Annotated in this window: 16 protein-coding genes; 10 read left to right on the top strand and 6 right to left on the bottom strand. The window is 42.9% G+C overall.

Features of this window, described 5'->3' with window-relative positions:
• Positions 1-13: 13 nt before the first annotated feature.
• The 8 genes from trpB (at position 14) to EHO59_RS13545 (ending at position 9,678) form a co-directional block, all read left to right on the top strand.
• Entirely contained in the window at positions 14-1,228 is a 1,215-nt protein-coding gene (gene trpB, locus EHO59_RS13580; RefSeq protein ID WP_135588946.1) for a tryptophan synthase subunit beta, read from the top strand.
• Positions 1,225-2,028: a tryptophan synthase subunit alpha gene (trpA, locus tag EHO59_RS13575; RefSeq protein WP_135588944.1), complete on the top strand. Its 804-nt coding sequence runs from the start codon at positions 1,225-1,227 to the stop codon at positions 2,026-2,028. The genes trpB and trpA overlap by 4 nt, the downstream gene beginning before the upstream one ends.
• Positions 2,029-2,129: 101 nt before the next feature.
• Entirely contained in the window at positions 2,130-4,457 is a 2,328-nt protein-coding gene (locus tag EHO59_RS13570; RefSeq protein ID WP_135588942.1) for an adenylate/guanylate cyclase domain-containing protein, read from the top strand.
• Between the two features lie 21 nt (positions 4,458-4,478).
• The gene (gene dxs, locus EHO59_RS13565) at positions 4,479-6,392 is read left to right on the top strand and encodes a 1-deoxy-D-xylulose-5-phosphate synthase (protein WP_135588940.1); all 1,914 of its coding nucleotides are present in this window, start codon (positions 4,479-4,481) and stop codon (positions 6,390-6,392) included.
• A gap of 48 nt (positions 6,393-6,440) precedes the next feature.
• Positions 6,441-6,911, top strand: a complete 471-nt coding sequence (locus EHO59_RS13560; protein WP_135588938.1) for a tetratricopeptide repeat protein — start codon at positions 6,441-6,443, stop codon at positions 6,909-6,911.
• Between the two features lie 26 nt (positions 6,912-6,937).
• On the top strand, positions 6,938-7,561 hold the full coding sequence (locus tag EHO59_RS13555) for a GNAT family N-acetyltransferase (RefSeq protein WP_135588936.1): 624 nt from the start codon (positions 6,938-6,940) through the stop codon (positions 7,559-7,561).
• A gap of 86 nt (positions 7,562-7,647) precedes the next feature.
• A complete protein-coding gene (locus EHO59_RS13550; RefSeq protein ID WP_135588934.1) occupies positions 7,648-8,592 on the top strand; it encodes an alpha/beta hydrolase in 945 nt (314 codons plus the stop codon).
• Positions 8,593-8,616: 24 nt separating this feature from the next.
• Positions 8,617-9,678 (top strand): alcohol dehydrogenase, encoded by a 1,062-nt coding sequence (locus EHO59_RS13545; RefSeq protein ID WP_135588932.1) that lies wholly within the window; start codon positions 8,617-8,619, stop codon positions 9,676-9,678.
• Here EHO59_RS13545 and EHO59_RS13540 read toward each other — a convergent pair.
• Together EHO59_RS13540 and EHO59_RS13535 are read right to left on the bottom strand one after the other, a co-directional pair.
• Positions 9,661-10,176, bottom strand: coding sequence for a hypothetical protein (locus EHO59_RS13540; RefSeq protein ID WP_135588930.1), 516 nt, complete (start codon positions 10,174-10,176; stop codon positions 9,661-9,663). The two genes, EHO59_RS13545 and EHO59_RS13540, sit on opposite strands and share 18 nt — an antisense overlap.
• Positions 10,176-10,610, bottom strand: coding sequence for a hypothetical protein (locus EHO59_RS13535; RefSeq protein ID WP_135588928.1), 435 nt, complete (start codon positions 10,608-10,610; stop codon positions 10,176-10,178). The genes EHO59_RS13540 and EHO59_RS13535 overlap by 1 nt, the downstream gene beginning before the upstream one ends.
• Positions 10,611-10,819: 209 nt before the next feature.
• On the opposite strand from EHO59_RS13535, the gene EHO59_RS13530 reads away from it, so the two are divergent.
• A complete protein-coding gene (locus tag EHO59_RS13530; RefSeq protein WP_135588925.1) occupies positions 10,820-11,506 on the top strand; it encodes a hypothetical protein in 687 nt (228 codons plus the stop codon).
• Between the two features lie 245 nt (positions 11,507-11,751).
• On the opposite strand, the gene EHO59_RS13525 is transcribed toward EHO59_RS13530, so the two are convergent.
• On the bottom strand, positions 11,752-12,909 hold the full coding sequence (locus EHO59_RS13525) for a glycosyltransferase (protein WP_135588923.1): 1,158 nt from the start codon (positions 12,907-12,909) through the stop codon (positions 11,752-11,754).
• 45 nt (positions 12,910-12,954) lie between these two features.
• Positions 12,955-14,505: a glycosyltransferase family protein gene (locus EHO59_RS13520; RefSeq protein WP_135588921.1), complete on the bottom strand. Its 1,551-nt coding sequence runs from the start codon at positions 14,503-14,505 to the stop codon at positions 12,955-12,957.
• Between the two features lie 166 nt (positions 14,506-14,671).
• Here EHO59_RS13520 and EHO59_RS13515 point away from each other — a divergent pair, with 166 nt between their 5' ends.
• Positions 14,672-16,471, top strand: a complete 1,800-nt coding sequence (locus EHO59_RS13515; RefSeq protein WP_167882114.1) for a PQQ-dependent sugar dehydrogenase — start codon at positions 14,672-14,674, stop codon at positions 16,469-16,471.
• On the opposite strand, the gene EHO59_RS13510 is transcribed toward EHO59_RS13515, so the two are convergent.
• Together EHO59_RS13510 and EHO59_RS13505 are read right to left on the bottom strand one after the other, a co-directional pair.
• Positions 16,385-17,992, bottom strand: coding sequence for a hypothetical protein (locus EHO59_RS13510; protein ID WP_210413078.1), 1,608 nt, complete (start codon positions 17,990-17,992; stop codon positions 16,385-16,387). The two genes, EHO59_RS13515 and EHO59_RS13510, sit on opposite strands and share 87 nt — an antisense overlap.
• Positions 17,993-18,142: 150 nt before the next feature.
• On the bottom strand, positions 18,143-20,671 hold the full coding sequence (locus EHO59_RS13505; protein ID WP_135588917.1) for a Crp/Fnr family transcriptional regulator: 2,529 nt from the start codon (positions 20,669-20,671) through the stop codon (positions 18,143-18,145).
• Positions 20,672-20,681: the final 10 nt, after the last annotated feature.

The raw sequence follows: 20,681 nt of genomic DNA, 5'->3' as shown, positions 1-20,681 counted from the left end.
AAAAGGAACCTGTATGGCTAAAGAGCGCAGCTTCACAGAAAAAGAAGGATATTTCGGGGACTTCGGGGGAAGATACGCTCCTGAGATCCTGACGGAAGCCTTGATCGAATTAGAAGGGACCTATCTCAAACTCCGCAAAGATAAGAAATTCTTAAAGGAGTTGGAATTCTACAGAAAGAATTATATAGGAAGACCTTCTCCCATTACCTTTGCAGAAAGATTAACCAAGGCTTGGGGCGGAGCTAGAATCTGGCTCAAGAGAGAAGACTTAAATCATACGGGCGCTCATAAGATCAATAATACGATCGGCCAGGCTTTGATCGCAAAGGCGATGGGCAAGCGTAGGATCATCGCAGAAACCGGAGCGGGGCAGCATGGAGTCGCGACTGCGACTGTGGGAGCAATGTTCCAATTCGAGACTGCAATCTTTATGGGTGAAGAAGATCTTCGTCGCCAAAAATTGAATGCAATCCGTATGGAGATGCTCGGAGCTAAAGTCATCGGAGTTTCTTCCGGAACTGCTACCTTGAAAGATGCTACCTCCGAAGCGATGAGAGACTGGGCATTAAACGTTTCTAATACACATTATATCGTGGGTTCCGTGATCGGACCTCATCCATTTCCGACCATTGTGAGAGACTTTCAGAAAGTGATCGGGGATGAATCCAAGAAGCAATTCAAGAAGGCGAACGACAAATTGCCTGATGCGGTGGTTGCCTGCGTAGGCGGCGGTTCCAACGCAATGGGAATGTTTTACGGATTTCTAAAAGATAAAAAAGTAAAATTATACGGAGTAGAAGCCGGAGGAAGAGGATCTTCTCCCGGAGAACATTCCGCCACCATGCTTTTCGGCAAAACAGGTTTCTTGCATGGAACTAAGACCTTGGTCATCCAAGACGAAGGCGGACAAGTAGTTCCTGCTCACTCCGTTTCAGCTGGATTGGATTATCCTGGAGTGGGACCGGAGCATGCTTTCTTGCATTCTTCCGGAAGAGTCAAATACGAGACCGTTTCCGACCAAGGAGCCTTGGATGCATTTATGGAAGTCTGTAGAGTCGAAGGTATTATTCCCGCACTTGAGACTGCTCATGCGTTCCGATTTGCCAAGGATCTTGCAAAAGAACTAGGCAAGAAGAAGGACATACTGATCTGTCTTTCCGGAAGAGGAGACAAGGACGTTGCTGAAGTAGCAAGACTCGTAGGACTATTTCAAGGAGGGGAAATTTGAGCGCGATCCGTAGCGTTTTTTCCGAAACGAAAAGTTCTTTTATCCCCTATATCTCGTTAGGTGATCCTACGTACGATGCTTGTGTGGATTGGGCGGACGCTCTAATCCGTGGAGGCGCTGATATTCTGGAGCTTGGGATCCCTTTCTCCGATCCGGTAGCAGATGGTCCGGTGATCCAAAAGGCGTTCAAGAGAGCTCTGGCAAATCCTTTCTCCATGGAAAAGGTTCTAGAAACAACGGCGAAAATCCACGCTCTTCACCCTCATATTCCCCTAGTATATCTAACGTATTTTAATCCGATCTATTCCTACGGTTTTGAAAATTTCGCGGCAGAAGCGAAGATCTCCGGAATAGAAGGTATGATCATTCCTGATCTTCCTTATGATACCCCGGAGACGGAGAATCTATTTCATTCTCTGCAAAAAAGAGGGATCGATCTGATCCATCTGGTAACTCCTGCGACTGCTCCTGCCCGAATGAAAGGGATAAGAGACTTTGCTTCCGGTTTTATCTACTATGTGACTTCTTACGGAGTAACTGGAGAAAGAACTGCTCTTTCCAACGGTTTGGAAGAAAGGATCCGAATGACCAAGTCTCTCTTTTCCTTGCCTGTAAGCGCAGGCTTTGGGATTTCCAGTCCGGATCAGGCGAAAGAAATTTCCGAATATGCGGACGGGATCATTATAGGTTCTGCCGTGCAGAGGATCATAGAAGAGAACGGTTCTAATCCTAGTCTTTGCAGAAAAAAATTGGAAGAATACGCTCTTTCGATCTCCAAATCATTGAGAGGAAATCGATAAGCTCTAAATCTACTCGATATTTTCTTTCCTAAATCCGGGAAGAAAATTGACGAAAGCATCCTGGGGGAGAGAATCCTCCCAGTTCAGGATCGGAGGAGAGAATGAGCGAATCCAAATCAGCCCAGAAATTTACCCTATTGGATATTATTTTTGGAGTTACCACAATCCTAGGAATTCTGGGACATTTTTTCTACGCTTTCTTTTCAGGTGCGGATTATTCTTTCGAGATCCTTCTTGTAGGCGCGCTCTTACTCTTCGCTTCCGCTTATTTCTTCTATAAAACCGCTACCAAGTTTGCCAAAAACGCGCAGATGGTCGGAAGCCTTTGGTTGGCATTCGTAGTAGCATTCGTTTGGTTCGACCTATACGTTGCATTCACACCGGTTTCCGAATTAGAAGAGAACTCCATTTCTTGGAGATTCAATGTTCTTAGAAACCAAACTGACGCCAGAGTAGAAAAGGAATCCGATAAAGGAAATCTGGAACAGATCCAACTTAAGCCTCCTGCTAAGGCGAGAAGGGACATCAATATCATCGGGATCACAACAAAAACTCTCGACCAGCTTGGTGGAGTGTGGCCTCTTCCTTGGAAATATTACGCAAAGATTATAGATAAATTCGCTACTTCTACCAACCACCTCATGTTCGACGTGTTCTTCTTAGATTACAAACCAGGGCAAACGGATGAGATGGCAAAGGCTCTCGCCAACAACCCTAGGGTAATGTTCGACTATCCTATGGAAACGAGCCTAGAGTCTAAGAGCACTATCTTGAATTTGGACAAGAGAACCGAGATACTTCGCAAATTCAGATTAGAGAATGTTAAGGACGAAGGATTCGGATATTCTTGGCTGAAATTTCCTCAGGCTCCCATTGAGCCGATCGGAGAAAAATCCTCCGGATTAGGTTTTGCGAATATTAAAAAAGATGAAACTGGCTTGAACCGAAAAATGCCGATCGTAGCCAAATTGATCGGTTCCGGTTCCGATAGAGAAGATGAATACTATCCTTCCATCGACCTAGTCATCGCTTGTAATTATTTTGGCGTGGACATCAAAAAAGACGTAGAAGTCGTCATGGGGAAATATGTTAAGATCAAGAATATTCCCCAAAAACAGATCAGTTATATAGACCGCAAATCTCTTAAGATGGTCACCGAAGACATCATGGCAAAACCGAACTCTACTAGAGAAGTGGTTATTCCGATTGATGAATACGGCCAAATGGAGATTAACTTCCCGGGAGGATTATATTCTTATAATACTACCGAGTTCTTCGAAGTTTCAGAAGGCTGGGATAACGACACTGCGACTCAAGTGAACAATAATATCTTTTTGGTTGCGATGTTCTACGCTACAGGTCGCGGGGCCGCAAAGGATACTCACTTGTCTCCTTTCGGAGATATGTCCGGGATCGAACACCACGCTCATGCGATCAATACCATCCTAAATCAGGATTTCCTTTGGGACATGCCTTTGGGTGGGAACTTCCTGATCTTCCTAGCTATGGCGTTGATTGTGGGACTGATTCTGCCAAGAATGAAGACTTCTTGGGGATTCTTGTTCGTGATCGTTCTTGCTCTTCTTTATAGCGTAGTAACGATGTTCGGCTTCTCCGAATTGAACGAGGTGCATGTATTCCCTTCAGTAATTATAGAACAGTTCTTTATCTTTGTAGGGATCATCGTTTATAAGATCTTAACGGAAGAAGAGAACGTAAAATATATCCGAACTACATTCTCCAAATTCGTTTCTAAAGACGTTGTGGACGAGCTTCTCAAAAATCCGGAAAACCTGAACTTGGGTGGTTCTAAAAAAGACATCACCATCTTCTTCTCGGATATTCGCGGATTTACCACCATGTCCGAAAAAATGGGTCCGGAAGAACTCGTTCAATTCCTGAATCAGTACCTCTCGGAAATGACTGAGATAATCATCGAGTTTAAGGGAACGATTGATAAATACATGGGCGATGCGATCATGGCATTCTGGGGGGCTCCGGTTCCCCTAGAGGACCACGCTTATTATGCTTGTGCTGCTTCCCTTGCTCAGATGAGAAGGCTCGCAGTCTTGAAAGAAGAGTGGAGGAGTCTGGATCTTCCTGTGATGGATATCGGGATCGGATTGAATTCCGGCCCGGCAGTCGTCGGAAATATGGGAAGTTCTCACCGGATGGACTATACTTGTATGGGAGATACCATTAACCTGGGATCTCGTCTGGAAGGATCCAACAAGGAATATGCCACGAATATTATTATTTCGGAATATACATACGAAAAGGTCAAAGATCGCGTAATTGCCAGAGAATTGGATCTTGTAAAGGTAAAGGGTAAAACCAAGCCTGTTCGGATCTATGAACTGATCGACTTAGTAAACGAAGAAGATTTGAAACATCTAAGGAGACCGTTGCAGGCAACAGAGCAAATCTAATGACCGTTAAAGACGGAATACATGCAACAGGAAGATTCGTTATTGAACGGGATCCGCTTACCGGCGGATCTCAGAAAATTGCCACTCGAGGAACTGCCTAAACTCTGTTCCGAGATCCGAAATTATATCATCGATACTCTCTCCGGGATCGGTGGTCATTTCGCGAGCAATCTAGGAGTGGTGGAATTAACCGTAGCCTTGCATTATGTGTTCGAGACTCCAACGGATCGCCTGATCTGGGATGTAGGACACCAAACCTATCCTCATAAGATCCTTACAGGAAGAAAAGAAAAGCTCTCCACAGTCAGAAAGTTCAAAGGACTTTCTGGCTTTCCTAAAAGAGAAGAATCCATTTACGACCTATACAATACTGGGCACGCGGGAACTTCTATTTCTCAAGCCTTGGGAGAAGCGGTCGCTAGAGATCTCACCGGAAATCATTACAATATAGTTGCTATCATCGGGGACGCGTCCATTGCCACAGGAATGGCCTTGGAGGCAATGAACCACGCAGGACATTTGAAGAAGAATCTTTTGGTGATCCTAAACGATAATTTCATGTCCATTTCCAAGAACGTGGGATCTATCTCGAATTATTTGAATAATATTATCAGTTCCCACTTCTATCTCAACTGGAAGCGTATATTTTACACTTTCTTAAAATGGCTTCCTATCGTGGGTCCAGCCATGGAGAGCTTCTTCAAGAGAGTGGAGAAGGGCTTCAAGGATGTGTTCACTCCTGGCGGTCTTTTCGAGGATCTCGGGTTTAGCTATATCGGGCCGGAAGATGGCCATGATGTGATCCGACTTGTAAGGATGCTTCGGAATATCAAAACCATGAAAGGGCCTGTATTATTCCATACAATCACCCAGAAGGGAAAAGGTTACACTCCTGCAGAGAAGGATCCGATCAAGTATCACGGGGTCACTCCATTTAGAAAAGAAGACGGTGCCATGGATTCGGGAGATTCTTCTAAGATCTCTTATTCTAAGATCGTGGGTAAGGTACTCTCCGATCTGACCGAAAAAAATCCTAGAATCGCAGCAATCACTCCAGCAATGATAGAAGGTTCCGGACTCGGGGAGTATGTTTCTAAATTTCCAAATCACGTATATGATGTGGGGATCGCGGAACAGCATTCTGTGGCATTTGCCGGAGCGATGACAAACGGGAATGTGATCCCGTATCTATGTATTTATTCTACCTTTTTGACAAGGGGAATGGACCAATTAGTGGAAGATGTTTCGCTCATGAACCTTCCTGTCCGTTTCGTTATCGATCGTGCTGGATGCGTAGGACCAGACGGAGAAACCCACCAAGGCCTTTTCGATCTAAGTTATCTTCTTTCCTTGCCGAATATGGATGTTTTCGTTCCTTCTTCCGGGCAGGACCTGGTGGATTCTCTCAGATATATGGAGCATTACGATAAGTCTCCGATTGCGATTCGCTTTCCTAAGGCATCTGTGGAGCTTTCCGGTCTGGATTTTAATTCAAATAAGGACTTAAAACCTGGGACGTTTAGAGTTTTGCAGAAAGGAACGGATATCGCGCTTCTTTCTATCGGTTCTATGCTCGAAGAAGCCAAGAAGACTGCCTCTATTCTGGAACAGGAAGGATATTCCGTAAGCCTAATCGATCTAGTTTGGCTTCGTCCTCTCGGAAAAGAAGCGTTAGACGAGGAGCTCTCTCAGGTTCGGTATTTCGCCATTCTGGACGAGAGTTATATCGATGGAGGAGCTTCCGGATACTTGCTGAATCGGATCTCTCCCGAGTATCTGAATCGCTTTATTAAGACATTCGCTTTTCCTCCCGAGACGATCCATCATGGGGAAAGAAAGGAAATCTTTACGGAATACGGATTGGATGCGAGAAGCATCGCCAAGTCCCTCTCAGAAATTGTAAAGAAGGAAGTCCTACACGGAAAACGGAATTAAGCTCTTTCAGGAGGCGTCCGAAAATAAAAATAAAAAACGGGTAGATAATTGGAAAACCTGACGCCTGAAGATAAACTCGAAGCAGCTAAATTTTTCTATAGAACCGGCGACCTTGATCGCGCCGAATTTTTACTGAAGTCTTCTTTGGAAGATTCCGAGAGTCACGAAACGTATTTTTTTCTGGGACTAATCGAAAATCAGAAAAGCAATTGGAAGAAGGGACTGTACTACTTCTACAGATCCGTCGAAGTGAATCCTGAATACGGAAACCCTTGTAATGAGATCGGTATTCTTCTTCTTCGTATGGGAAGAGAAAGAGAATCCGTTTTCTGGCTAAAAAAATCTCTCCGCTGCACCTTGAATGATGCACCTCATATTTCCCTTTTCAATCTGGCTACTCTATATAAGATCTGGAATCGTCCCGAGCGTTCCCTTCAGTATCTTCATAAGGCTATCGTAATGAAGCCGGATTTTGAAGAGGCGAAACGCTTGAGAGAAGAGCTGAACTCGGCGATCTAAGAATCGCTTTTTCTAAATTATCTCGAGTGAAGCAGAATCTTAATATTACAATTCGCCCCGCCAAACAGGATGATGTGCAAGGGGCTGTTCCCTTGATATTTAGTTCCGGTCCGGACGCCTGGAGTTATGTGTTTAACGAAGGAAAACTGACTCCTTATGACTTTCTGGTCCGTTCCTTTCAGGGCACTAAAAATACGATCAGCTACAAGAATCATTTTGTAGCTGAGAAGAATGGTGAGATCGTCGGGACTATAGTAGTCTATACTTCGGATCGTTTCTTTCTTTTAAATGCCGGAACTGCGGGCAATATTTTCAGGATCTATGGTCTTCGCGCACCTCGAGTAGCGATACGGGGTTTGAGTATGGAATCCATGATCCAACCTCCAAAATCCGGCCGTTTATATCTGGGTCATATTGCAGTTCCTGTGAACCAAAGAAAACAAGGGGTTGGCGAGGCTTTGATGAGACATGCCGTTGCGCAATTCCCGGATCATAGCAAGATCTCTTTGGACGTTTCGCAAGTGAATCCAAGTGCAATCAGTTTATATAATAAACTTGGATTTAAGATTGTGGAATCTAGAAACTTCCCGGGGCCAAAAGGCCTCGTTCCGGATCATCATTATATGGAAGCAGATCGCTCTTCCTTTTAATTCCAATTCCATTCTATAAAATGGAACGACAAAATCCTTAAGATACATTAGTCTGCTGCCCTGATTTGAAAGATTGGGGTGGAAGAATGGAATTTGCTCCTGAAATGTTGGAGTATGCTACTCGTATCGTCTCCTTGGGTTTGAAAGGTTTCACCGAAGGAACGGTTCAGGAAAGAAGGGACGGCTACTCCGCAATAGGGGATCTGCTCGGACCCGGTCCCGAAATGAAAGAAATTCGAGATGCCTTGGTTACTTCTTTAGATGGAAGTATATTAATAAAAAATTATATTCCTAAAGCGGAGATCCGATCCCATATCCTTTACTTTCACGGAGGAGGCTGGGTCGTAGGAAGGATCCGCGATTTCGATCCGTTTGCAAGGAAACTTGCCGAGGGGACATCTAGCATTGTGTCTCTGGTGGATTATAGATTAGCACCGGAACATCCTTATCCGATTCCTTTAGAAGACGCCTACGCTTCTTTAGAATGGGCAGACAAATTTAAGAATGAGGAACTCGGCAAGGATCTTCCGTTGGTAGTCGTCGGAGACAGTGCTGGAGGAAATATAGCTGCAGTCACTGTCTTAAGGGCAAGAGATAGAAAGGGACCTAAAATAGATCTGCAGGTGCTTATCTATCCTGTGACAGAAACATTATGCGATACCGAAACATATAAAGAGTTCGAGTTCGGTCCTGGCTTAACTAAGAAGGATATGGAATGGTTTATCTCCAATTATCTTCCCGATCCGAAAAATAGAAAGGAATGGACAGCATCTCCGTTGCTTTCCTCCAATTGGAAGGATCTCCCACCTGCAATCGTATTTACTGCAGGGATAGATCCTCTGCGCGCAGATGGGGAACTATATTCTAAAAAATTAACGGAAGCTGGGCATCCGGTTATTTTTAAGAATTTTGAGGGGTATACTCACGGATTCTTCACTAAGGTCAACCTTCTCAAGGCGCCTGAAGAAGGAATACGTATCATATCACAGGAAATCGAGAAGTTGCATTTTCTTTCCTCTAAAACTGCATAAAAGGGAATATATTATAATTTACTTATGAAAAGCGCAAGATTAGTCGAGTTCGGAGCACCTTTGCAATTTGAGGAAAAGTCGGATCCTATCCCGAAAGGAACTGAAGTTTTGTTGGAAGTCATGGCATGTGGAGTTTGTCATTCTGATCTCCATCTCAGAGACGGTTATTATCAAATGGGAAAAGGAGAAAAACTCTTCGTGAAGGACAGGGGAGTGAAACTTCCTCTTACCCCCGGCCATGAGGTTGTAGGAAGAGTATTGCAAGTCGGACCGGATGCTAAAGATATTTCTTTGGGAGAAGTCAAACTCGTCTATCCTTGGATCGGCTGCGGTGACTGTGAGGAATGTGAAGATGGCACACCTCAACTTTGTTCTGCGCCTAAATCGCTTGGGATCTACCAAGACGGCGGGTACTCGGATCGGATCTTAGTTCCTCATCCTAAATGGCTTTTGGACACGCATGGACTTGCGCCTGAATATGCTTGTTCTTATGCCTGCGCCGGTCTGACAGCTTATGGAGCTTTGAAGAAGAGTCTTCCTCTGAGCAAGAAAGATTATCTGTTGATCATAGGAGCTGGGGGACTCGGAATGTTTGCGGCTCAGATCCTTCCTTTAATGACAGATGCTCAAGTGATCTTTGCGGATTTGGATGAAGGACGTTTGGCTAAGATCAGAGAGCTTGGTTTTCAAACTGTAAATTCTTCGGAAGGAGATGTCTCGGATGCAGTCCGAAAATTCAGCGGACCTAAGGGAGTGAGTTCTGTAATCGACTTTGTGAATAATTCGGCCACTTCTTCTTTGGCGTTTTCTCTTTTGAAGAAGAATGGAAGGATGATCTCCGTAGGACTTTTTGGAGGAGAATTAAAGATCCCGACTCCCATTCTTTCTTTAAGAAGTTTGACTGTGAGAGGAAGTTATACCGGCTCTCCTTCGGAACTAGCGGAGCTTCTTAAGATAGTATCTGAGAAGAAATTGCTTCCTATTCCGGTTCAAGTTAAATCTATGAAGGAAGCGGACTCGATATTAAACGATCTTTCTTCCGGAAAGGTTTTAGGGAGAGTCGTCTTATCAGATCTCCGGATTTGAAAGTTTGCCCTGGAATTCTTCAGGAAGAGAGACTTCGGGACCTTCTTTTGTTTCAGGAATTAGGATCTCTTTTTGGCCTATTTTGAGTTTGAGCCCTTCGTCAGACTCTAAGATATAGTCTCCTAAAACGGTGGAAACATTACGAGCGATCTTGTATTTTAGAAAAACTTGATCTTTCTTTCTCGCGAACAATTCGCTGTCCCTATCTGCTGCAATTTCAAGAGAAGAAAGAGCCAATTCTTCTCCGGAATCTGCCAAGAAAAAGAGCTCTCCATCCTTTTCCCAGACTCGGATCAAATTCAAGGCATACCCAAAGAGTTCCAAGTATCCTTCTTCTGAAAATTGTCCGTACTCGTTGTCTATATAGATGCCGTCTTTGGCGTCTTTTAAGTTCTTTCGAAAGTATTCCAGAATGTCCTTTTGCTCGATATGAGAGCCTCTGAAGACCCAATCTCCGTTAGGCGTAACTTTGATCTCGCTGTTCAGTCGTCTGGCCATTACTCTTCTTCCCGGTCTCGGAAACGAAACGCAGTTCCCTCGACTACCTTTGCATCTCTTGCGATTTCAGAAGTATTTGTAGTATAGCCTTGCGCAGTTCCAGTCTGAAAAATAGTAGGCGGAACCGGCACGATGACTGCATTCGTCAGATACATTCCGTCCATTCCTCTTTCATAAAGTTCTTTTTTGATCTTTTCCAAATAGAACTTTGTGATCTTTCCGTCCCCGAAATTCCTAACGATGACTTTTCCGTATGTCTTATAACTTCTTTTTCGAGGGGCTTGTTTTAGGATTTCGACCTCTTCCCAGCCTTTTCGGTGTGAGAGGAGTATTCCCGGTTTTGGCGCTCCATCTGCGACAAATTCCACAGAGAAACAGGAAGAAAAACAGAAAAGGAGTAAAACCGGCCAAATATTCGAAAGCGGAATGATCATTCGATTACCGGATTTCGGAAACTCTAAAATGCGGGGCATCCCCCCTATTCCAGTAGGGGAGATCGGCCGGACAAGCGGTTTTTTGCAGAGCCAAAAGAAGGCTTTCCATTCCGGGATTTTTTTTATATACTCTCTCCGAACCCTCGGTAAATTATCGCAGAATTCGGAAGCCTGTTTAAGCTGGTTCACCAGGCCTTCAAAACACTCGTATGGAAGACATAGATCTAAAAAAACGCGCGAGGGAAAATGTCCTGAAAATCGGATATTGCACCTTGGACGAGCTGGAAGAGAAGGTGAAAGCGTTTCGGGTTATGAACCAAAATGCTGCCAAGAAAAGATATTTAATTACTCGCGAACCTATTCTGGATAGCTCCGGAAAGGTGCTGGTCCCGAAAGCTGCGGAAATCGATATTTCGACTGCAAAGCTTCTACGCAGACATTTTAAACCTACGAGTGAATTTAAGACCTTTCAACCTGACGAAGGTATCGTTATTATTTCGGACATGACTTCTGCAGAAGGCGTTTCCTTTACCATGGATATTGTGACCCAAATCATGAACTTGGGTGGAGGCGCTTACGAGGGCTTCATCGATCGAGTGGATAGTTTTGGAGATTTCATAAATCTTTTGAAGAAGTCTTTATTCCCGAGATTGATCATCATAGGTTATATTCCTTCGGAGAAGATCCAGGGAGAACTCTTGAATTTTGTAAGAGTGAAGAGAGTTGATAATTATCTGAGAGCGATGGAATTAACTCACACCGCATTCAAACCCCAAGCTTATTTTCCTAAGATCCGTCAGATAGAAATTTCCCAAGAAGATCCTAAGTCTTGGGGTCGTTTCGTGGTGGAGATAGTAAGGGAATATACAAGACCTTATTTGTTGGAAGAAGTTTAAGGCGGCCCCCGCCCAATCGAACGACCCGTAGGGAGAGAGATTCCCGTTAGGGTTGCTAAACGAAGTGAAGCAAAATCAAGTGCGATTTAGAAGTAGGGCGGCCCCCGCCCTCATCGGGTGGTGGAGGTGGGTCCCCCGTGGGACAGCGCGAATCTCCTAATATCACAATTCATCCGATCTTACAACGCAAAATTTTACTAGTTCCCACGATGTAGGAACTGATTTGCATTCTACGTAGGAACTCTTTATCGATCTCTTCTCTCTATATCTAACCAGGTGAAATTCGAATTCAAAAAGTAATTCGTAAACATCGCGACCGAGATCGCTACCAAATCGCAAAGAAGTCTGAACTCGAAGCGAGGTTCGAGATCCATCCTTGGTAGAGCCTTATAGAACAGAAGTTCAAAGATCCCTAATTGAACAAAAATGCCTAACGCGCTTACTCCCGAAAAGATGACAAAACCACGTATTGCATCCCAGCGTTTGTATCTATTTTCATAAAATGTAAAGTAGTTGTTCAATATAAAATTACTTACGATCGATAATTCGATCCCGAAGAATACGGAAGAAGGGAATACCGGCAGAAGTCCGAAGCCTGTGTCTAAGTCTTTAACTCCTAAGCTTTCGAACAGAATGAATCCGAATAGATTCACTGCGACCCCACTCAAGCCGACTAAAGAATATAAAAGAAAAGTGGATGAAACCCATTTGCCAAAGCGAAGATCTAAGACTGTGACCAAGAAGCTTCTTGCAATCGAGTTGTTTATTTTGGTTTCTCCATGCATCCGATTCCTAAAATGAAAAGGAACTTCTCCGATCTTTATATCATTGTCCATCCTTCCTAATATTTCGAGCAGTATCTTAAAGCCTCTCGGATTAATCCTGTCCCCTGTTCTAAAAAAGATTTCTCTTTTAAGAGCAAAGAACCCGCTCATCGGATCGGTGATATTTATCGGAAGAATGAACTTAGTGAATTTATTTGCAGTTACGCTTAAGAATTTTCTAAGAGAAGACCAAGTCCCTGTAGAACCACCGTTTGCGTAGCGTGTTCCTACAGCTACATCATAGCCTTCTTCTAATTTTTGGATCATTTGTGGAAGGATGGCCTCATCATGCTGAAGATCCGCATCCATAACTAGAAAATATTCTCCCTCTGCACTGCTCATTCCGGATACGATCGCGGAGGAAAGTCCTTTCTCAGTCATTCTTCTCATGATTTTAATCCTGGGATTGGATTCGTTCATTTTTTCGACGAAGGCCCAAGTCTGATCGGGACTATTATCATCTATTACAATAACTTCATATTCTATATCTTTAAATATTTTTACTATACTTGAAACGCATTTTTCTATGTTTTCCGCTTCATTGAAGGTCGGAAGTAACACGGATATTTTTGGTCGCATTCATTTTTCCTGTTTGTTTTGCGAAGATCATGGTGTTAGTCCGGATCAAAAAACAGCGGAACTGGTTTTGGATGAATCTTCCGCAGCTTGTTTACAAAGTTGAAACTGATATAAATACAGACTGCTTCTTCTCTTGTTTTTATTTGGATTCAGGGAAACTGCGAATTCTTCCAAAGGAGAAGATTTAAAATTCGCCTTTAGGATCCAAGGTGGATCCGGATCAATTCCGCCAAGAACGTAATCCTTTCTTACGACGAGCGCCGCAGAACAGGATTTATAAGGATCGAAATCCTTGATATTCGGCTGTAGATTCTCATCCAGAGTTTCCACAAGCTCGTATTTTTCGAGAGGTGCTCTGAATGCATACGAAACGGGAAGGTGAGGGATTGAATCCTTATATACGTAAAGCTCTTTGATTTCGGTATGCGAATTCAAATATCTCACTAATTCTATCGTATTGTTCTGAATCGTGAAGAAGCTTAGTAATCCAAGAAGTAGAAAATTCACGAGAAAGAATAGAAACCTACGAGTAGAGATTCTCTTCTTCTCCTTTCCCCACCAATAGGCGCATAGAGGTGCTAATACTATAAGCATGAGTGGAAGTATCGGTAATAAGAATCTTTCTTCTTTATGCGGGATTAAGGAGTGAACGATTAAGAAAAATGCACAGAATATGAGAGCTGGGATTAACTTTGTATAAGCAGTTTTCCAAGGAAAGCCTTCATACTTCCCGATCAAAAATGGAAAGAGACTGGCTCCTAAGATAGTGGGGATATACGCGTACCAGGGAGAGGTTCCGTACTCCGCAGAATGATGCATATTATACGAAATATAAGATCGTAAGGAGGAATGAAAGGAATCTCTAAAGATCAGATCAGGGATTCCTGTAAGTAGAACCAATGTAATTGAGTATACCGCGAATATATAAACGTCCTTAAGTTTTTTCTCATGAATAGATTTATATGCAACTAAGGAGAAGAGTGCGATCGCACATATTCCTGCCTGAAATCTGAACAAAGAAGCGATCGAGAGCAAGGCTAAGGACCAGCCTAACTGTTTGTAATCTCCCGATCTCCAATATACGGAAGCACAGAAAACGGATCCTAGAATGAATGGGGCAGACATAGATTCAATCAGAGATCTTGTAGAGACGAAAGGCATTAGAAAATGCAGGGAGAGTAAGAAGGTCCCTACAAGCGGGATCCAGATTGAATAGTTCTTGGGTTCTTCGTTAGTTTCCGAATGAAGATACTTTAAGTATCTATATCCGATCCATATCGTAATGGAAGAAAGAATTCCCAAGCAAGCGAATACGAACTGGATCTGATTCAATGGATCATCGAACCCGACAAGATACGCTGTCCTGGCAAAGGCTCTAATGATCGCATCCGGTATTAGGGACCTGATCTCTGGGACAGCTTGCACGTTATCCACTAATCCTAAGGATTCCGATTGAGCGGGTACAGAAAAGAATAAGATATAATAATCGTCGAGAGCGAGATAACCGCTATTGAATATGGAGGTCGCGATCCGAACTGCAATTCCCAAACAGAGAAGAATGAGAAACCATCTTCTTTCGTTCTTTAAATTCAGCATGCTCGTAACATTCCCAGAATTTCATTTCAAGAATAAAGCAAATTGATTACGGAATCGTGAATCAATGTATTATAATAATTTCATATATGTTTCATGTTTTTATTCTGTAATACTGTTGTTTTGCTTTTTACTTGCTGCATTCATTTTCAAAAAAGGTAGTGTTCGAATGCCAATATCATATAAAAGAATCTTACCGGTCGGTATTCTTATCTTACTGTTGCCTCAGTTTACTTATGCTCAGTTCTATTCGAACAAAGGAATTCAAAAGAATGCCAACGAAAAGAATGCCGAATGGCAAGTGAGAGAAGGTTTCACATTAGTGGAGGATGCAGGGAATTTCACTACTCCGGTGAGTATAGCTCTTCTGAAGAATCCAGGCCCTTCTCCTGATGATGTGATCTATATCGTGAGTGAATTGAGAGGGCATATAAGAGCTAAACTACGAAACGGAAATGTAATCCAGATCGGTGAAGACGAAGATATTTCCAAACCTAGAAAAGAATTGCCTGATTTTCAAGGAGAGATGGGGCAAACCGGTGCCTGCTTGACTCCGGATGACAAGACTCTTTATACGACTGCTGTTTACCAACAAGGTTGGGGAAGAAGCAATAAGATCACTCGATGGAAATCCATCGGGGCTAAGCCTTGGACCAAAATCGAAAAGCTAGAAGTATTTGATGCTCCCTTTAGAGGGGACACCGCGGGGCTTGCGCATCAGATCGGGCATTGTTTTGTAGATTCGAATTATCATATCTGGGTCGGGACTGGAGACGGGCAATCTTGGACCAGTTCTCATAAGAAGGATAGCACGAACGGAAAATTGTTACGATTCAAGTCGGACTTCACTCAAGTGGAATCCAATCCGTTTTATACTGGAAAGAAGACGGATGCTCAAGGGTACATTTACTCTTTAGGACTGAGAAATCCTTTTGCTATAGCAAAATCCGAAGGAGGCGAGGTTTATATAGCGGATAACGGACCCGAGATAGATCGATTGGTTAAGGCTTCTAGAGGGATGGATTTTCCTTGGGACAATACCAATCCTAGTATGACGTACAATAATATGATGACCTTTCCTAAATCGATAGGTCCTGCGGATATGATCTATGTTCCAAAGAATCATAAATTAACCGCTTTAAGAGGACATCTAGTGATCGCTGCTTCTCATATTACCTCCTTACTTGCTGTGCCGATAGACGATAGAAAAGGAGTCATCGGCGAGCCTTGGTGGGTCGTACTTCCTACAAAATACGAAGAAGAGAGAAGGCAGGATTTTACCGGTCTAGCTTTGGGAGAAGACGGGATCTATATTTCTCATATTAGAATGAGAAAGGATGGTGGCCTATTACCTGCTCCGGTTTTGAAGTTGATTCCGGGCAAAATCTCCGCAGAGAAAATGAAATATACCGGCGAACAACTTGTAGAAGTGAAGGGTTGTAGGAGTTGTCATACTCTAGGTGGAGTAGGGAGCAATGTCGCTCCAAATCTAGATCAGATCCGTTCTAGATTGGACGAGACATTTAAGAGCGCCGATTTCTTAAAGCAGATCAAAGAGATGGAATCTTATTCCGAAGAACCGGAACATGAGAAATGGAACGGGGTTCGTGCAAAACTTGCAGATCCGAATTTGAGCACCAAAGAAAAGCTCTCGATCTATATTCCTTCTAAACTACAAAATCCTAGATTTCTAAATCCAATTAGTGGAATGCCTAATATGGGGCTTTCTCAAGAAGAGATCGAATCACTTAAAGAATTTCTAATGGATATCTCCGAAGATTCGGTCCGTTACCAGGGACTGGAAAAATGGGAATACAATATAGTAAAACAATTCGAACAGAATCCCAGGATTTCTCTCGTTCTTTCACTATTGATTGGGATCTTATTCGGGATTTATGGAAAAGGTATCGGCTCCGCTTTTAGAAAGGGATTCCTTTGGATTCAATCTAGAATCCGTAAGGGATCTTGAAGGATAATTTTCTAAGAACCAATCAGCGAATGTAAGACTTGCGGTTTCGGAGGCCGAATAGGTCAGATGATGGGGATCTAGAAAAAATTGCTTCTTGGCAAATAGATCCCTAGCGTCTTTGAATGCATATCCTTCCCCACCTAAGGTTTTTAGAAAATCTAAATAGCCAAGATACCAAGGACTCTTTTCGTATACGGATCTTTCCTTTGGATTTTCAGGAGAATTGATAAGTAAAACAGGGATCTTATTTGCAAGAAAATAGGTAACAGTTTCTTGCAAATACTTCATCTGGGACCAAGAGGCAAACTTCTTTTCTTGTGCAAGAATCCCTTTTGCGATCTTAATTTTTTTGAATCTACTGAGAACGTCTTCTTCATCATTCTCTCGATAGATCCTTAGATCATAGTCCTGATCATAGTTTGAATCCGACATGGACTCTATTCTTGAATCGTCCAAACTGGAAATGCGAGTGTAGGAAAGATCTTCTCTAAATGAGGACCTGCAAAAATTCTGAGAGAGTCTGATCCCATAGATCTCTTCTGTCCCGAAAATTCTCGCATCTACTTCTTTGGACGAAACTGATTTATCCGTTTGGAATTTCAGTCTTACGTTTCCAGGCGCATTGTGAAAAGGAATTTGGATATAATACCAACCCTTCTTCGCATACGTTTGTTCTAAGAGTATTTCTTCTTTATTATTTAGAAGCGAGACTGTGACCTTTGTTCCAGGTCTCTGAATAAAGATACTTTCTTTCCAGAGCTTTTCGGAGATCTCGCAATCGATTTCGAAATTGGGCTTGGCCCAGCCTCTTAAGTAAATCCCTTCTTTCGGGATCATTCCTGTATAATAATGATAAGAACGTCCCCATCTGAAACGATGCATGTACCAGGCAAGGGCAGGATCATAAAAGAAACTTCTGTATCGGATTCCATAAGAAATAAATTTGCCGGAGAATTCTTCCAAAGAAGATTTTCCAGACTCAACGATATTTTTCCAATGATCCAAGAGAAAGCGATCCGGATATAAAAGCCTATTTTGATGTCTTATCGAAATGGAATCTTTTAAGAATTCCAGCTCGTCGTACCTCATTTCATGAGAAGTTTCTTTTATGTATTCTATCTGGAAGTCAGCAGGATTAAGCACATATACGATCGCTTTGGGTTGTTTGGAAAGTATATCTTCCTTATAATAATAAAGGTCAGAAGGAGTTAAAGAAGGATGGGCGTAAAATTCCGTTCGAATTCGATCCGATCTTGAAAGACTTTGGTTGGCCCGATCTTCGAAACTACTCGGAAGAACAGAATAGAGCGCGATACTGCTTCCAAGCACCAAGACTCCATTCTCTTTTTTAGAAAAGCGAATCTCTGATCTTTTGCGTAAGAAATTATACCAAGGAGAAGTATCCCATTCCAATTCGTTAGGGATCTGAAATATAAGATTCTTGAATATAAATCTGTCAAAGAACAGAAAGATCGAAATACAATAGATAAATGCTATTAGGATTTTAAATTGGATCCGCATTCGATTTCTTACCCACAAAGGCTGCAATAAGCTGGAATCGGTTCCAATACTTGGAAGGATGTTCGATCTGTCGAATCATCCTTTAAAGATTGTGTGAAATTCTAGAAACGGAATGTCCGAGAATTGTAATACAAAGAAATTGGATCGTAATCAGACTCTGTAGAATTCCAGATTCTCTCTCAATTGATCTGGTAGGCTTCCAAGAGTATTGATGTATTTCTTGTATCTGTTTTCCAACTCGGTGAACTTACGAGTTCTGATGTTGATGAATCGGTTATTGATCTCTCCGAATGCCGGCATCTTCGATACTCTCTCACGGATCGGTCTAGCAAATGGAATGTGACGATAGAATATACTTCTTACAACTCGATTTAAACGTTGTACGCCTTCGGCCTCGTATTTGATCCAAAGCTGGTAATCGTTCGCGAAAATATCTCTCTCGTTCCTGAAACGTTTGAATTCTGCAGCGAGCTTTTCCTTGATCTCCATCGAAAGGTCTTTGTTCTTTTTATAGAACTGAACATAGTCCATATAATCCGCAGTGATGGAAGGATTTCCTACGTTGTTCCATTCTGGACCGAGGATGGTTTTGCAAAGCTCCCATCGGAATGCAGCAAAAGCGTCTATCAAAAGAGATTTTAGATCTCCTTGAACGAAGATAGGAAGCACAATCCTCCCGCGACTTTCTTTGGAACCTGAACCTCTGTGGATGGAAAGTTCCTGCCACATCATGATCTTACTTCCGATAGAAGGAACGATTACGAAGTCGGGAATGATTGCTCTTTGCACGAATTCCTTGTTGATCCCTGTCTCGGGATTATTATAGATCACCTCTCGATTGAATACGGAGAAATCCACAGCCATGATATCATGAATAGTGTCCGTCAAAAGCTTCTTAGTAACATAAGCTTTTCCTAATGGAATTTGCGAATGATACTTGGTCAAGATGGGGAGATAAGTCGCCAAGGAACCAGTAGTGAGTCGGACGTTTGCCTCATACATCGCACCGAATTCGAATTTTAATCTGGCCTCAGGATTATCAATGTCCGGAGGAAGATCGGATTCTTTTTTAAAGACGGCATTTCGGTTGTCCATCTTCACTTTATCGAAGAAGTTCTGCCCTAATTCATCCAAGGATGTCGGAGCTTCTCTTTTATAAATCCTCTCTAACCATTCCGTTCCATAATGGATTGGAATGTCGGAAACCGCGGCGATCGGATCCTTATAAGTAGACATGAAGACTAATTGAGAATCATCCAAGAGAGTCTCGTCGAAGTGTCCATACTTCAACATCAGTTCCACTGGCTTGGGAACATTCTTGTTGGAGTTCATGTATTTCTGAAAACAAGCCGCGTATATATCGAAATAGGTTTTTGTAATGGATCTTCTCAGTTTTCTAGTGTCGTTATCTGAATCCAGGGGATTCTTCATAGACTTGAGTTTCACCATCATCGCTGAGAACTCTTTGATCGCATCTCCGCCTAAGCCGGAGAATTGAATGATTGAGGAAGCTGAATTCGCCAATTCCTTACGGATGGCAGTAGCATCCGCAGATCCATCTACAGAAGTTCCTCCGTTCGTAGCGGCTTTTGCAGGCGCAGAAGACTCGAATTTCTTAGAGAGACCAAGGGTCTTTTCAAGGAAAGGTTTTATATTCGGAGAAGGATTCGGAATCGCAGATGCGAATAGTGCCTGATGACCCGAGAGAGACCTTTCTATCTTTTGCGATACTACTTGCAAGATCGGGACAACGAATTCAGGAGGAGCGGTAGAATATCCGTTAGCCGCCATGTCCAAGATCAAGAAGTATTTTTCAGTAAGGCTCTCGGGCCCTCCCAAAAGAAGTTTAAATCCTTCGTCCACTTCTTCCAAGATTCCGCGAGAATTGTCGGTGAGATTGTTTAATACTCTTCCTAACTTATCGCAAACATAAGAAACCATAGAAGGATCAGGAGCGAATAATTGTGCGAGAAGATTCGGATCCGAGAGAATGATCTTACGAACGAAATTGAATTCTGCGTCTTGGAATTCTATCTCTTCCGGATAATATTTCACTAAGAGCTGAGAATGATCCTCTTCCACATAATTTGGAGTCGGTCTTTCGGGGAGGATTCCTCCGTTATCGAAATAATGCTTTAGATTTTCTCTTGCAAGACGCAGGACCGGATCCACGATCTCGGCGCTTGGATCTGCAATGGGTTGTCCCGGTTTGATATCCGGAAAAACGCTAGGATTGAATTGATAATAAAGAAGAGAAAGATTGTCGTTTGTCTTCCCCATATCGGAAGCGATCTTTCTGAGTTGGTTTGCTTTCTTAAATAACTCGGTGATCTCTCTTAATAAAGAACGACCCACCATGATTCCCAAGGAACTTCTCGCTGCAAGGGAACGGCCCACTGTAGACTGGGACATAACATACGTAGAAAGCACACAGTCTTGCTCTGCGATAATCGTATAAGGATAACGTCCGGTTCCAAATAAAGCGGAGGCTCCGGGGGTTAAGTTGGCTCCAGAGATCTTGAAGAGTTCCAACTTTCTTCCATCAGGAGCGTCGAGCACGTAACGTAAGGCTCCGCTATGGAGTACGTTTAGGGAATTTGCGGAGGATCCTTCCGGAAAAAGGACCGAGCCGGCTTTAACAGTGACTTTTTGATTTGGTACGCTTGTATCTAATGCCATACGATCGCGG

It is taken from the genome of Leptospira semungkisensis (genome assembly GCF_004770055.1).
GTDB lineage: Bacteria > Spirochaetota > Leptospiria > Leptospirales > Leptospiraceae > Leptospira_B > Leptospira_B semungkisensis.
This window is presented reverse-complemented; position numbering and strand designations above follow the sequence as displayed.